Source organism: Phaeobacter porticola (assembly GCF_001888185.1).
GTDB classification, from domain to species: domain Bacteria; phylum Pseudomonadota; class Alphaproteobacteria; order Rhodobacterales; family Rhodobacteraceae; genus Phaeobacter; species Phaeobacter porticola.
This window is the reverse complement of sequence record NZ_CP016364.1, coordinates 2,566,467-2,580,057: the sequence shown is the minus strand read 5'-3', so window position 1 is coordinate 2,580,057 and position 13,591 is coordinate 2,566,467. Positions and strand designations below refer to the sequence as shown.

Sequence of the window (13,591 nt, the reverse complement as noted above, 5' to 3'; positions counted from 1 at the left end):
CTTCAATTCTTCGTTCTCCCAAGCCCCCACACGCTGTTAAATTCACCCCGGATGAAATTCTCGAACAATACCCTGAAACGAAGTGAGCTATTAGTGAATCTGGTATTCAGGCGGTTTGAATGACGGCGGTGCATCTGGTTGGTCTGTTGTTGCGACACGAACCACCAACCCAAGGAGCACCACTATCACGAGTGAGGCTACCATCATTGATTTCACCGGTCGAGACGCGGCCACAGAGCCGCTGACAGATCTCTTGCGCAAAAGCGCTCGGGACTCCCTGCAGACTGCCGTCGAAGCCGAACGCGACGCCTTTCTCGCTGAGTTTGCCTTCCGACGCACAGCCAATGGCCGCGCCGCAGTTGTAGGCCGAGGATACCACCAGGAACGCGTCGTGCAGACCGGGATCGGGTCGATCGCGGTGAAGGTTCCGAAGGTCCGAGCCAGGGATGCAAGCCGGTAACATTCACCTTCACAAAGCACCAAGTGTAGAACGTTGCTGGTTCCTGTTCCTGCCAGCCTGTAGCATATACATTGAACCTACGTACGAAGCCCATTGAAAATTAAACACAGTGCCCCCGTTGCAATAGAGTTTTCTTCCTCGCAACACAGGCAGATATTCTCTACCACCCTAAAATTGATCTAAAGGCCTAGCAGTTATCAAAGATCCAGTCTGAAACACTTCGCCTCGAGATTGAGCGAAAGAAAATCGCTGCCCAAGAATTTGGGCCTGTCTCAGCAGATTTCCCATCACTAAGCTCAATCAAGTATGAGTGAAATTCGTCGCGGCTAGCCCGGTAGTCCCTATGCTTAGGAAGAATCGCATCGGGTTGAGCCTTCAAGCGTCCCCATCTCTTTCCAATATGCGTTAAGAAGTTGGTCCTAAGAACTATGTTGTCTACATGAAATTTGACGTTGTTGTAATTTGGATTGGAGGCTGAAATCGTATAGTTGATCGTAAAAAGCGGTGGAGTGTCGTTCGGGTTAAATTTTAGATCGATCAAAGGCTCTACCATGCAATCATCGTAGTAGGGATGAAGAACCCTTGCATGAGTTACTTGATCAAATAATCTCTCACCGCGCATTCGATTGCAGGAGCAAGCTGGTACAAGATTATATGAAACGCATGCGTACTCTGGGTACTTTTTTTTCGTTAAATAGTGGTCAAGTTCGGTTGGATTGTATCCCCCGCACATTGGGCACGTTTCCCCAGCCAGTGAATCCCGAAGCTCTCCAATGTAGCCCATTCCTTTAGGAGGCGATTCATACAGGTCAAGAACGGCCTGTTTCTCTTTAGCAGAAATGCGATTAGACCTTACAATGTTCGGGTCTCCGCCCGCAGCATCGTAGTGCTGAGCCAGGCGCTCCGTACGCAATCCGAGCCTGAGAAGATTTGGGTACGTTTTTCTTAGTTTCTTGTTTCTACTGGCTGCACATAGACTGGCCGAGCCGCTGTCATGCGGCTTATCAATCTTCTTCATTTTTGTTTACAATCTTAGAAATCAAATCTTCTGATACGAGCGACTTAAGAGATGAGACGCCCTGACCGGTTCTTGAAATGTGACTGAGAGCACGGTTTTCGGTAGTTTCCATTTCGTCTTCGCCAAAAACAAAAAGAGAAATTAAGCCGACATCGGCTCCGAATGTCTTCATCCTTGTTTTTTGGACGCCCACTCTACCGTCAACAACACTTTCTGCGCCGTTCCTAATGATATGAACCATCTCTTCTTGCACACAACGGACAACATAGGCCGAGTGGGTGGCAACTACGGCAACTGATCCCGTCAATTCTAAGACTCTGTGCAGAGAACCCATCAATGCATCGATAAATTGAGGGTGCAAAAACACTTCTGGCTCATCCAGCAAAATTAAAGATCCATTTTCGGTATAAGCGGAGGAAAAGATGCAAAACCGTATATAGGCTTCTTCACCGGAACTTAGATCGTCTGGTTCCCTACCGAACACGCCCTTCGAACGATCTATTGATTCCTTAAAATCAGAGATATCTTCTTGGACTTGACCATCGGTTCGCGTGACGAAAACAACGTTACCATCACCCATGTGTGCTGGACGAATTTTCGACACATCAATCGGGCCATGTATTTCATGGAAAATGGAGATAGGGCGTTTCTTTCGAGCTTGGTCCAGACTATCAAGTAATATTTCAAACCGAGTTGTGTCAGCTACCCTAGCGTCCGAACCAATCATTTCCAATAAAGTATCAATTAGGCTGGCTGACGACCGCCCGGCCTCGTCAGCCATATTGTATATCTTATACCCAGATATCATTCGCTTTAGTGTCTGCGGTGGGAAAACCTTTGAGACCCTATGACCTGAGTAAAAACCAATAATTCTGCTTGGTATAAAATTGCCGCGCCAGTCGTCCGAAAGAGCACCTAGCGCCATTTTGGCGATATGCCGTAAAGTTTGAGTTTTCCCTGAACCATTCTCCCCGATTAGAACTGCAATCCGCTGCCCCAAATCCGTAGTCAAACCGAATCTAAAATCGAATGAATATTCCCTACCGTCCCGTAACCGGAATCCACACCTAAACTCGGGGCGTGCAGCGTCAATCGACGCACGCTCGTTTTCCTTTAGTATTTCGATACCATTTTCTAAAAGAAACGATTGTTCAGTCCGCCTAATCAGGGACTTTAGCACTCTCTTCCTAAGGCGGTGATTTTTGATTTCTGGGTTATTTGGCCGATATTCTTTCAATGAAATGATGTCGTTAACTGTGAGTAAAGCCTCCAAAGCATGGTGACTGCCAAGATGGTCAACCAGCGCACGATAATCCATGGCCGAAAGTCCCATCGTGACGAATGAAACTCCTAGATCATTTGAGCTTACGTCAACAAAGGCTGTTTTTTTGGTGCTTTCATCAATAATATGGATAGCTTCGCCTGCATCAAGAATCCTTTGGCCCGTTTGATTTGATAAGAAGCAAATACTTACCGGCCCGTAGGTATACCATTTGGGTCCCAAAGCACTCTTCGGCACCCAAAAGTGAACCCTACAACTGTCATCCGGAGCGACTTCAATGACCGCAAGCCTAGAGCGATAGTACTCTTTTAGCTCGGCCTCAGCTAAGCGTATTGGATCCTTACCCGTAAAGAAAAAAGCTGAACTTGCCATCAATGCCAACCATGATTGTTTTTAACTTAGCGTACTGTTCTAAATCTAAAATTTCACCCCCTAGACGCCCCCTATCTGTATAGGACCTAGCGACCTAGTGCTTCAACACTCACCAGCCTGAAAAGTTCGCAGCAGCCGCGAAAATCTGAAGCGGCATTTGGCCGCCAGCAATGTACGCGAGAGTTTTGGTGCGGCTAGCGTGTGAATCGGCATGCGAAATTGACCCACTTAGGTGGGTTATGAGCGAGTAAAATTGACCCACCTGTTTCGTTAACATCCGCGCTTCAAGTGCGGAGGAAAGAGCAGGTGTTATTGATGGAAAGTGTATCGAAGATCCGTCTGTGGGTGCTGGTTGAAGGGCGCAGTATCCGGTCTGTTGCGCGGGCGACGGGATTATCGCGCAACACGATCAAGAAGTATTTGAAGGATGAGAGCCCGCCGAGCTACCAGCGCCAGGCTCCACCGGTTCGGCACAAACTGTGCAACGGGTTTGATCTCCGGCTTCAGGAACTGTTCGATCAGGACCAGAAGCGACCACGTCGGGAGCGGCGAACGGCCCAGAAGCTTTATGAGCAGCTCGTGGTGGAAGGCTACACCGGGTCCTATTCTCCAGTTCAGCGATTTGTCCGCGATCTGAAGCGGGCTGGCGCCGGTTCTGGCGATGCTTTTATCCCCCTGCATTTTGCTGCTGGTGACGCCCTTCAGTTTGACTGGAGCGAAGAACGGGTTGTCCTGGGCGGCGTTGAACAAAAGATCTAGGTTGCCCATTTCCGCCTGTGCCACAGCCGCAAGCCTTTGGTGATCGCCTATCCCGGCGAAGCCCAGGAGATGGTTCTGGATGCTTTTGTGCAGGCACTGTCTTTCTATGGCGGGGTTCCACGACGGGTGATCATTGATAACCCCAAGACCATGGTGACCTATGTGTCCCGCTCGAAGGACCGGATATTCCATCCCCGGTTCCTGGCTCTGATGAACCACTATGTGATGGAACCTGTTGCCTGCACGCCCGCAGCGGGTTGGGAGAAGGGGCAGGTCGAGAACCAGGTCCAGTTTTTGCGCGGCCGGTTGTTTGTGCCCAAGCCTGCCTTTGAAGATCTTGATGCGCTGAACAACTGGTTGCGCCTGCGCTGTGAAGAACTGGCCAATCGTCCCCATCCCGAACAGCAGGATCGCACGATTGCCGAGGTGTTCGAAGACGAACGCGCCGAGCTGCGCCCCTTGGGTCGGCCTTTTGACGGCTATGTTGAGAAGACGGTTCGTGTCCGATCCACTTGCCTGGTTCAATATGCCAGCAACCGCTACAGCGTCCCGTCCCACTTTGCCGGTCAACATGTGTCGCTGCGCGCTTATGCGGGCCGGATTATGCTGGTGTCGGGCCAGGATATCATCGCCGAGCATAAGCGCCGCTTCACCCGCAACGTCAGCTACTTTGAACCCTGGCACTATGTTCCTCTGCTGGATCGCAAGCCCGGCGCCCTACGCAATGGCGCACCCTTCGTGGACTGGCAACTGCCTGAGGCCATGCACCAGATCAGGGAACATTACATGGCAGACAAGGGCGGGGATCGGGAGTTCGTTGATCTGCTTCTGCTCGTCCAGGATCACGGGATCGAGGTTGTCGAGATGGCTTGTGAACTGGCCGTGGCACAAAACACCCTCCGCCTGCCCGCCATCATCAACCTGATTAACCAGTTGGTGGAGCCGGTCATCACGCCGCTCAGCGAAGCCTATGCCTATCCGCAACTGACCCTGCGACCCGAGGCCGACTGCAAGCGCTATGAGATCCTGTGCTCGACTGAGGAGGTTGCCGCATGAACGCCCTGATCGACCAACTGACCGCCCTGAGGTTGCACGGAATGGCAGCTTGCGCACATGATTTGCTGTCCGCGCGCAAGCCACCAAGTCTGACCACAGCGATAAAGCAACTGATCGACGCGGAGACTGTAGAGCGGCGGGCGCGCTCTATCCAGTATCAAATGAGGATCGCGAAGTTCCCCCATCATAAGGACTTCGCCACCTTCGATTATGGTGCTGCCGCCATCACCCAGACCCAGATCGAACCGTTCTGCACAGGGCAGTTCACCCAAGAGGCGCACAACCTCATCCTGGTGGGCGGAACCGGCACCGGCAAAACCCATATCGCCATCGCTTTGGGCACCACCCTGATCACCAACGGCAAGAAGGCACGCTTCTTCAACGCCGTCGATCTGATCAACGCCCTGATCAAGGAACAGGCCGAGGGCAATGCCGGGAAGATCATCCGGCAACTCTCGGCTCTGGATTGCGTCATCATCGACGAGCTGGGCTACATCCCGTTCCCCAAGTCTGGCGGAGCATTGCTGTTCCATCTGATCAGCAAGCTCTACGAGAAAACCAGCGTCATCATCACCACCAACCTGGAGTTCGGAGAGTGGGTCTCGGTCTTTGGCGATGCCAAGATGACCACCGCGCTGCTGGATCGCGTCACCCACCATTGCGCAATCATCGAAACCGGCAACACGTCCTATCGCTTTGCTCAGAGCAAAAGCCGCAGAGAAAAGTAACCGTCCCGAAAGCAAAGCCCCCAGACGGACTCGCTATATGAGGGCGGCCCGCCTGGGGGCTTTGCGCCACATGGGGTGGGTCAATTTTAAATGCTGAAACCGGGTCAACTTTGAACGCTCATTGACAACCGGAGTTTCCGGATCTTCGCGGCCTCACAAGAGGGCCCGCGCAAGATCTGGAAATCAGGAGGGAAGGCAGCGGTCAGAGTATATGAGGCATTTACGCGACAAAAACTTGCAGCCATTTACCCCAGTCACTGCTGTTTACGGTACACTGACACGGCCATCTACTCGATGCCCACTGCCTCTTGCCCTGCCAATTCACGCTTTTTAGGTCTGTTTTGGCCAAATTATCCATTCGGCCAAAACCATTTCGATTCAGTGCGTTAGGCACCTACGGCAAAACTAACCCCGCTTCGTGGCAAACAAAATCGGGGGTTTTGGCATAACTATGGCCGCATCGACAACAACAGCTCCTACCCAGAAATTACCCGCATTTGCTGTGGCCGCAGCTGCGGCAAGTCATGCAGCCTTCGATCATTTGCAGATCATACTGGCCGCAGCTTGGGCAGGGCTTGCTGCGCGGGGCGTTGAGGGAGACCACCTCGGCCTTGGGATCGGATTTCAGGCCCATGCCTTCGCCCTCCAGGAACCCGGTGGCGATCATATGGGTTTCGATCACGCCGCCGATCGCTGCGAGGATGGAGGGGATGTACTTTCCTTGCACCCAAGCGCCGCCGCGGGGATCGAAGACCGCTTTCAGCTCTTCCACGACAAAGGACACATCGCCACCGCGACGGAACACGGCTGAGATCATGCGGGTCAGGGCCAGCGTCCAGGCGTAGTGCTCCATATTCTTGGAGTTGATGAAGACCTCGAACGGGCGGCGGTGGCCGTTGATGATGATGTCGTTGATGGTGAGGTAGATCGCGTGCTCGGAATCGGGCCACTTCAGCTTGTAGGTGTGACCTTCGAGGCTTTGTGGACGATCCAGCGGCTCGGACATATAGACCACTTCTGCCCCGTTCTCATCCATATCACTTTCGTGTGGTGCATCCGCTGTTTCACCGGGGGCCTTGTCAGAGCTTTCGCTTACCGTCAGGACCGAACCGGTCACGTCGTTGGGCCGGTAGGTGGTGCAGCCTTTGCAGCCCAGATCCCATGCCTGCATGTAGACGTCTTTGAAGCTGTCAAAGGAGATGTCTTCGGGGCAGTTGATGGTCTTGGAGATGGAGGAGTCGATCCATTTCTGGGCCGCGGCCTGCATCTTTACGTGGTCGGAGGGGGGCAGGGTCTGGGCGTTGACGAAATAGTCGGGTAGTTCCTTGTCGCCAAACTTGTCGCGCCACATTTGCACTGCGTAATCCACCACTTCCTCTTCTGTACGCGATCCGTCTTTTTGCAGAACCTTGCGCGTATAGGCGTAGGCAAAGACCGGTTCGATGCCTGAGGACACATTGCCAGCATAGAGCGAAATGGTGCCGGTGGGTGCGATGGAGGTCAGCAGCGCGTTGCGGATGCCATGCTCGCGGATTGCGTCACGGACATCTGCGTCCATGTCCATCATGGTGCCGGATGCCAGATAGGCTTCGGCGTCGAACACCGGGAACGCGCCTTTTTCCTTGGCCAGATCCACCGAGGCCAAATAGGCCGCGCGGGCGATCGCGTGCAGCCAGTGTTCGGTCTGTCGCGCGGCTTCGTCCGAGCCGTAGCGCAGACCAAGCATCAAGAGCGCATCGGCAAGGCCGGTCACGCCAAGGCCAATACGGCGCTTATTCTGGGCTTCTTGAGCCTGAGCCTCCAGCGGGAATTTTGACACGTCCACAACGTTGTCCATCATCCGAACCGCGGTCGCGACCAAGTCCTTTAGGGCCTGTGGGTCCAGCTCAGAGTCTTTCTCGAACGGGTTCTTGACCAGACGTGCCAGGTTGATGGAGCCGAGAAGGCAGGCGCCATAGGGGGGTAGGGGCTGTTCGCCGCAGGGGTTGGTGGCCGCGATCTGTTCCACGTAAGACAGGTTGTTGGCCTTGTTGATGCGGTCGATAAAGATCACGCCGGGTTCTGCGTAATCATAGGTCGCCTGCATGATCTTATTCCACAGATCCCGCGCCTGCACGGTTTGGTAGACCTTGTTATCGAACACTAGTTCCCAAGATCCATCGGCCTTCACCGCTTCCATAAACGGATCGGTGACCAGCACGGACATGTTGAACATGCGCAGGCGGGCCGGGTCGGATTTCGCGGTGATAAAGGCCTCGATGTCGGGGTGATCGCAGCGCATGGTCGCCATCATCGCGCCGCGACGAGAGCCTGCCGACATGATGGTGCGGCACATGGCGTCCCACACGTCCATGAAGGACAGCGGGCCAGAGGCGTCTGCAGCGACGCCTTTCACATCGGCGCCACGCGGACGAATGGTAGAGAAATCATACCCGATGCCGCCGCCCTGCTGCATTGTCAGCGCGGCCTCTTTCAGCATGTCAAAGATGCCCGCCATGCTGTCGGGCACAGTGCCCATGACAAAGCAGTTGAACAGGGTCACCTGGCGCGCGGTACCAGCACCTGCGGTGATGCGACCTGCGGGCAGATACTGAAAATCCTCCAGCGCGCTGTAGAATTTGTCTTCCCAGGTTTTGGGGTCTGTTTCGGCCCGCGCCAGATCGCGCGCAATGCGCCGCCAGCTGTCTTCAACAGTCTGGTCGATGGGGGTGCCATCGGCCTGTTTAAAGCGATATTTCATATCCCAGATTTGTTCGGCAATCGGGGCGGCAAAGCGGGTCATATGGCGAATCCCTGTGGTCGGTCGTGGCTAAGGTGGCGGCCTGACTACACCAGCCGCGCGGATATCCTCAACGATGAATCCGCGTTGAAGACGAAAATTATCACTATCGTAACACAACACCTTGTCGATCTGCCAGTCGGACCTACAATATGGTGTTCAACATCTGGACGACTCTGTGGGCATCTTGTGGATAACTATATCAACCTTGTGAAACTTTCTGTTGGAACGGAAACCGTTGACGGGCTTGAGGCCTGGCAGACGGAGTATCGTAAGCAATTGCCGGAAGGCTTGCCGCGCCATGTGACACGCATGTGGCCCAAGCGCGAGCCAGAGGTCGTCAATGGTGGGTCGATCTATTGGGTAATCAAAGGACAAATCCAATGTCGTCAACGCATTCTGCGTCTTGACGAGGTGATGGGCGGCGACGGTATCCGCCGCTGTGCCATCGTGCTAGAGCCTGAGATTCATCGTACCCAGATCGCAATTCGGCGAGCTTTTCAGGGCTGGCGCTATCTAAAGCCTGAAGACACGCCGCCGGATCTGTCAAAGGGACGTGCGGCCGAAAAGCCGCTACCGCCCGAGCTTTCACAGGCCCTTGCCGAAATCGGTGTGATCTAACGCAGTCGCGCGGCCTTTAAGATCTCGCAGTCAATATGCACACAAAATGAACGCCCCGTGTAGGAGGCGTTCATGGGGCTGATGCTGTGCCAGCTATGCCGTTACGGTTACTCAGGTTTCCTGCCGACGTTTTCCTCAAAAGCCGTTTTGAATGCGGCCTGTTTCTCGGTAGAGGCGTCGCTCTGGTACTTGGCTTTCCATTCGTCCATGGTCATGCCGTAGAAGCTCTCGCGCGCCTCAGATTTGCCCATCTCGATGCCGCGCTCATTGGCGGCTTCCTGATACCAGCGTGACAGGCAATTGCGGCAGAACCCGGTTAGGTTCATCATGTCGATATTCTGAACGTCGGTGCGGTCTTCCATCAGATGCTGACGTAGCCGACGAAAGGCGGCTGCTTCGAGTTCGATCTGGGTCTGCTTATCCATGTCGGGCTCCATCTGTGAAAACACGTGTGTGATTACCAGTTGCACCGGGGCTGGGCAACTCAGCCTGTCGCGCCATAAACTTTGGCCGCAGGCCCAGGTCACCTCCGTTTACAAAAGGTCGCAGGATATCGGAGGCGTGATCGCAACTGATCAATCAGCGAGCAGGGCGATCAGTCCCGTGCTGAAAGAATGGTGTATATGTCATCTGGCTGTCGCCATTTGATGATGAAGCGTTAGGGGAGTTGCGGCAAAATGGGAATTAGGCGATAAGCGCCGCAGCAATGTTTGCGATAACAAAGTTTCAGACGATGAAGAGGATGACCCCATGAGAAGATCGCGCAATGTAAAGATTGTTGCCACCCTTGGGCCGGCGTCCGAGACCTACGAGACCATTCGTGCGCTGCATGAGGCGGGTGCCGATGTCTTTCGCTTGAACATGTCGCATGGCAGCCACGAAGAGATCGCGTCCAAACACGCCATCATCCGTAAGGTGGAGGCTGATCTTGATAGCTCTATCGCGATCCTTGCCGATCTTCAGGGACCGAAACTACGCGTCGGCGTTTTTGCCAAGGGGTCGGAAGAACTGGTCGAAGGCGCGTCCTTCCGTCTGGACTTGGACAAGGCCGAGGGTGACCTGAACCGCGTCTGCCTGCCGCATCCCGAGATTTTTGAGGCCCTGGAGCCCGGCGCCCATCTGTTGGTCAACGATGGCAAGATCCGTCTCAAGGTTGAGACGTGCGGTAATGATTTTGCTAATTGTACTGTGACCACCGGCGGAACCATCTCCAACCGCAAGGGCGTGAATGTCCCTGATGTTGTGCTGCCGCTTGCTGCGCTGTCCGAAAAGGATCGCGGGGACCTGGAATTTGTCTGCGCTCTTGGCGTGGATTGGCTGGCGCTGTCTTTTGTCCAACGCGCCAAGGACGTGTTCGAAGCACGCGGTCTGGCAGATGGCCGCGCCGCTGTGCTGTCGAAAATCGAAAAACCCGCAGCCGTCGACAATTTCGATGAAATTTTGGATGCCTCTGACGGGATCATGGTGGCGCGTGGGGATCTGGGTGTGGAACTGCCTGTGTCCGCAGTGCCGCCAATCCAAAAGCGTTTGGTTCGCCGCTGCCGTGCTGCGGCCAAACCGGTGATTGTGGCGACACAGATGCTGGAGAGCATGATCGAAAGCCCGATGCCGACCCGCGCCGAGGTTTCTGATGTGGCGACCGCCATCTATGAAGGCACTGACGCGATCATGCTGAGCGCGGAATCTGCAGCTGGCCAGTATCCCATCGAAGCGGTGCAGACGATGGACAATGTCGCCACTGAGGTAGAGATGGATCCCACCTATCGTCAGATCATCACCGCGTCTCGAACGGCCAAGGGTGACACCGTTGCCGATGCTATCGTGGCGGCTGCGCGCGAGATTGCAGAGAAAACCGAAATCAAGGCAATCTGCTGCTACACCCAGAGTGGCACAACCGCGCTGCTAACCGCACGTGAACGACCAGGCGTGCCGATTATCGCGCTGACGCCGCTGCATCGAACCGCGCGTCGTTTGGCGCTGAGCTGGGGCTGTAACTGTGTGGTGACGCCGGATCAGGAACGGTTCAAGGGCGCTGTGGTCGGTGCGGCACGTGCCGCGCGGGCCGGTGGTTTCGCAGGGGAGACGGATCAGATCGTTGTGACGGCTGGTGTGCCCTTCAATGTTCCGGGTACGACCAACATCCTGCGTGTTGCACCCTGTGATGAACGTTTGATCTACAGCACCGACCCGGAGTAACCTAATCGCGTCTCTTCTCAAAAGGACGCGCGTGATGGATACGGATCTGGCACTGGTGCTTGGGCTCTTGCTCGCCTTTCTGGCAATCCCTGCTCTTTTGTCTGCCGCAAGCGACCGCCGCGCCCCTCGGGTGTCGGCGGTTTTTCTTGTCTTTGCGGTTGGCTTGCTTCTCTATGCTTTTAGCACCAAATCCGGGGGCTATCAGATTGAGGATATTCCCAAGGCAATTTTCCGGGTAATTGGTCGGTTTACTTGACCGTATCTGTTGGTTGGTTGCCGCATCCGGCCTTGTCAGACCTGAATGCGGGATCTTGGTGTCTCAGGTGAAGAATCTGCTTGCCCTTATAGCCGGGCTTGCGTAAACGGCAGCCCTGTTCGCGTGGCCGGCCCAGAGTGGCATGCCGAGTCGCGCATAGACCGAACCCGCATTGAAGGAGACGGAAATGCCCAAAATGAAGACAAAATCGAGCGCCAAAAAGCGCTTCAAAGTGACCGCGACCGGCAAGGTTCTTGCAGGTCAGGCCGGCAAGCGCCACGGCATGATCAAACGGACCCGCAAGTTCATCCGCGACGCCCGCGGCACTACAACCCTGTCGGCACCCGACGCAAAGATCGTCAAGGGCTTCATGCCCTACGACCGCTAAGAGGAGATTGAGATATGTCCCGCGTTAAAGGTGGTACCGTCACTCACGCCCGTCACAAGAAGGTTATCAAGGCAGCCAAAGGTTATTACGGCCGCCGCAAGAATACCTTCAAGGTTGCCCGCCAGGCCGTCGATAAGGCGAACCAGTATGCAACCCGCGACCGTAAGAACCGCAAGCGGAATTTCCGCGCGCTGTGGATCCAGCGGATCAACGCAGCTGTGCGTAGCCACGACGAGGCTCTGACCTATTCCCGCTTCATCAACGGCCTGACCCTGGCCGGTATCGAAGTGGACCGCAAAGTGCTGGCCGATCTGGCCGTCCACGAACCCGAAGCCTTCGGTGCTATCGTGAAGCAAGCACAAAGCGCTCTGGCTGCCTAAGTTTAGGCACAGGAAGATCACAAGCGGGCCGCTCTGGAAAGAGCGGCCCGTTTTGCATGTCGCACCATGTTTGCCCCTTTCGTCCCGTCAGTGGCGTCGGGTGTGCGTTGGGGCTGCCGGATTGTCGCGATTGTGTTCTGATTGGCTGAGAGCCGGTGCAAATGCTTGCTTTCAGCCTCTGCTGTGATAGCAGAGCGGCAGCATTATTCAGGGGACCGTCATGGACGATCTTAAAGCAAAATATCTCGGGCAGATCGCCGATGCTGCCGATGAGAACGCGCTGGAGGCCATCCGGGTCGCAGCTGTTGGTAAAAAAGGCGAAGTCAGCCTCAAGATGCGCGAACTGGGTAAGATGACGCCCGAAGAGCGCCAGGTCGCGGGGCCGGCTCTCAATGCGCTGAAGGACGAGATTAACGCAGCACTGTCTGCGAAAAAAGCAGGGCTTGCAGATGCCGCGCTGGACGCACGTCTGCGGACCGAATGGCTGGATGTCACGCTGCCGACCCGCCCGACCCGCAACGGCACGCTGCATCCGATCAGCCAGGCCAGCGAAGAGCTGACGGCGATTTTTGCCGAGCTGGGGTTTTCCGTTGCCGAAGGCCCGCGCATTGATACCGACTGGTACAATTTCGATGCGCTGAACATTCCGGGTCATCACCCAGCGCGGGCTGAGATGGACACGTTCTATATGCACCGCGCTGAGGGGGATGACCGCCCGCCACATGTGCTGCGCACCCATACGTCGCCGGTGCAGATCCGGTCGATGGAGAAGATGGGCGCGCCGCTGCGTATCATCTGTCCGGGCGGTGTCTATCGCGCTGATTATGACCAGACCCACACCCCGATGTTCCACCAGGTCGAAGGCCTCGCCCTCGATAAGGACATCTCGATGGCGAACCTGAAATGGGTGCTGGAAGAGTTCGTGAAATCCTACTTCGAGGTGGACAGCGTCGACCTGCGGTTCCGGGCCTCGCATTTCCCCTTTACCGAGCCGTCGGCAGAGGTTGATATTCGCTGCTCTTGGAAAGACGGCACGCTGAAAATCGGTGAGGGCGACGACTGGCTGGAGATCCTCGGTTCCGGCATGGTGCACCCCAAGGTGATCGCCGCCGGTGGGATTGACCCTGATGTTTATCAGGGCTTTGCCTTCGGTGTCGGGATCGACCGGATTGCAATGCTGAAATACGGCATCCCCGATCTGCGGGCCTTCTTTGACAGCGACCTGCGCTGGTTGCGCCATTATGGGTTCCAATGCCTGGATGTGCCGACACTGCACGGTGGTCTGAGTAGGTAAGA

General features: G+C 55.3%; 13 protein-coding genes. 9 read left to right on the top strand and 4 right to left on the bottom strand.

Annotated elements, in window-relative coordinates; translation table 11 throughout:
• Positions 1-647 precede the first annotated feature (647 nt).
• Both PhaeoP97_RS20325 and PhaeoP97_RS12340 read right to left on the bottom strand, forming a co-directional pair.
• Complete coding sequence (locus PhaeoP97_RS20325; protein ID WP_157891256.1) at positions 648-1,478, bottom strand: hypothetical protein; 831 nt, start codon at positions 1,476-1,478, stop codon at positions 648-650.
• The gene (locus tag PhaeoP97_RS12340; protein WP_072505307.1) at positions 1,465-3,132 is read right to left on the bottom strand and encodes an AAA family ATPase; all 1,668 of its coding nucleotides are present in this window, start codon (positions 3,130-3,132) and stop codon (positions 1,465-1,467) included. Before PhaeoP97_RS12340 ends, PhaeoP97_RS20325 begins: the two co-directional genes overlap by 14 nt.
• Before the next feature lie 315 nt (positions 3,133-3,447).
• Between PhaeoP97_RS12340 and PhaeoP97_RS20515 the strand changes: the two genes are divergently transcribed.
• From PhaeoP97_RS20515 to istB, 3 genes are read left to right on the top strand one after another with little or no spacing between them, the layout of a single operon-like run.
• Positions 3,448-3,891: a hypothetical protein gene (locus PhaeoP97_RS20515; RefSeq protein ID WP_217525901.1), complete on the top strand. Its 444-nt coding sequence runs from the start codon at positions 3,448-3,450 to the stop codon at positions 3,889-3,891.
• Positions 3,892-3,930: 39 nt separating this feature from the next.
• Positions 3,931-4,947, top strand: coding sequence for a Mu transposase domain-containing protein (locus PhaeoP97_RS12335; protein WP_237029020.1), 1,017 nt, complete (start codon positions 3,931-3,933; stop codon positions 4,945-4,947).
• Positions 4,944-5,675, top strand: coding sequence for an IS21-like element helper ATPase IstB (gene istB, locus PhaeoP97_RS12330; protein WP_072503358.1), 732 nt, complete (start codon positions 4,944-4,946; stop codon positions 5,673-5,675). Before PhaeoP97_RS12335 ends, istB begins: the two co-directional genes overlap by 4 nt.
• Before the next feature lie 487 nt (positions 5,676-6,162).
• Here the strand turns inward: istB and PhaeoP97_RS12325 are convergent, their stop codons facing one another.
• A complete protein-coding gene (locus tag PhaeoP97_RS12325) occupies positions 6,163-8,457 on the bottom strand; it encodes an adenosylcobalamin-dependent ribonucleoside-diphosphate reductase (RefSeq protein ID WP_072505306.1) in 2,295 nt (764 codons plus the stop codon).
• A 186-nt stretch (positions 8,458-8,643) separates the two neighbouring features.
• Between PhaeoP97_RS12325 and PhaeoP97_RS12320 the strand changes: the two genes are divergently transcribed.
• Entirely contained in the window at positions 8,644-9,075 is a 432-nt protein-coding gene (locus tag PhaeoP97_RS12320; RefSeq protein ID WP_072505305.1) for a DUF1489 family protein, read from the top strand.
• Positions 9,076-9,182: 107 nt separating this feature from the next.
• Here PhaeoP97_RS12320 and PhaeoP97_RS12315 read toward each other — a convergent pair whose 3' ends face one another.
• Positions 9,183-9,500, bottom strand: coding sequence for a DUF1244 domain-containing protein (locus PhaeoP97_RS12315; RefSeq protein ID WP_072506462.1), 318 nt, complete (start codon positions 9,498-9,500; stop codon positions 9,183-9,185).
• A 325-nt stretch (positions 9,501-9,825) separates the two neighbouring features.
• Here PhaeoP97_RS12315 and pyk point away from each other — a divergent pair, with 325 nt between their 5' ends.
• The 5 genes from pyk to pheS all read left to right on the top strand — a co-directional run bounded on the left by pyk (position 9,826) and on the right by pheS (position 13,589).
• Positions 9,826-11,271: a pyruvate kinase gene (pyk, locus tag PhaeoP97_RS12310; protein ID WP_072505304.1), complete on the top strand. Its 1,446-nt coding sequence runs from the start codon at positions 9,826-9,828 to the stop codon at positions 11,269-11,271.
• 34 nt (positions 11,272-11,305) lie between these two features.
• A complete protein-coding gene (locus tag PhaeoP97_RS12305) occupies positions 11,306-11,527 on the top strand; it encodes a hypothetical protein (RefSeq protein ID WP_072505303.1) in 222 nt (73 codons plus the stop codon).
• Positions 11,528-11,714: 187 nt separating this feature from the next.
• Positions 11,715-11,915, top strand: coding sequence for a 50S ribosomal protein L35 (gene rpmI, locus PhaeoP97_RS12300; protein ID WP_014873788.1), 201 nt, complete (start codon positions 11,715-11,717; stop codon positions 11,913-11,915).
• Between the two features lie 14 nt (positions 11,916-11,929).
• Positions 11,930-12,295: a 50S ribosomal protein L20 gene (gene rplT, locus PhaeoP97_RS12295; RefSeq protein ID WP_072505302.1), complete on the top strand. Its 366-nt coding sequence runs from the start codon at positions 11,930-11,932 to the stop codon at positions 12,293-12,295.
• 220 nt (positions 12,296-12,515) lie between these two features.
• Complete coding sequence (pheS, locus tag PhaeoP97_RS12290; protein ID WP_072505301.1) at positions 12,516-13,589, top strand: phenylalanine--tRNA ligase subunit alpha; 1,074 nt, start codon at positions 12,516-12,518, stop codon at positions 13,587-13,589.
• Positions 13,590-13,591: the final 2 nt, after the last annotated feature.

Excerpts from the sequence above, each read along its gene's own strand:
- PhaeoP97_RS20325 (WP_157891256.1), bottom strand. The coding sequence starts at position 1,478 with ATGAAGAAGATTGATAAGCCGCATGACAGCGGCTCGGCCAGTCTATGT.
- PhaeoP97_RS12340 (WP_072505307.1), bottom strand. The coding sequence starts at position 3,132 with ATGGCAAGTTCAGCTTTTTTCTTTACGGGTAAGGATCCAATACGCTTA.
- PhaeoP97_RS20515 (WP_217525901.1), top strand. The coding sequence starts at position 3,448 with ATGGAAAGTGTATCGAAGATCCGTCTGTGGGTGCTGGTTGAAGGGCGC.
- istB (WP_072503358.1), top strand. The coding sequence starts at position 4,944 with ATGAACGCCCTGATCGACCAACTGACCGCCCTGAGGTTGCACGGAATG.
- PhaeoP97_RS12325 (WP_072505306.1), bottom strand. The coding sequence starts at position 8,457 with ATGACCCGCTTTGCCGCCCCGATTGCCGAACAAATCTGGGATATGAAA.
- PhaeoP97_RS12315 (WP_072506462.1), bottom strand. The coding sequence starts at position 9,500 with ATGGATAAGCAGACCCAGATCGAACTCGAAGCAGCCGCCTTTCGTCGG.
- pyk (WP_072505304.1), top strand. The coding sequence starts at position 9,826 with ATGAGAAGATCGCGCAATGTAAAGATTGTTGCCACCCTTGGGCCGGCG.
- PhaeoP97_RS12305 (WP_072505303.1), top strand. The coding sequence starts at position 11,306 with ATGGATACGGATCTGGCACTGGTGCTTGGGCTCTTGCTCGCCTTTCTG.
- rpmI (WP_014873788.1), top strand. The coding sequence starts at position 11,715 with ATGCCCAAAATGAAGACAAAATCGAGCGCCAAAAAGCGCTTCAAAGTG.
- rplT (WP_072505302.1), top strand. The coding sequence starts at position 11,930 with ATGTCCCGCGTTAAAGGTGGTACCGTCACTCACGCCCGTCACAAGAAG.
- pheS (WP_072505301.1), top strand. The coding sequence starts at position 12,516 with ATGGACGATCTTAAAGCAAAATATCTCGGGCAGATCGCCGATGCTGCC.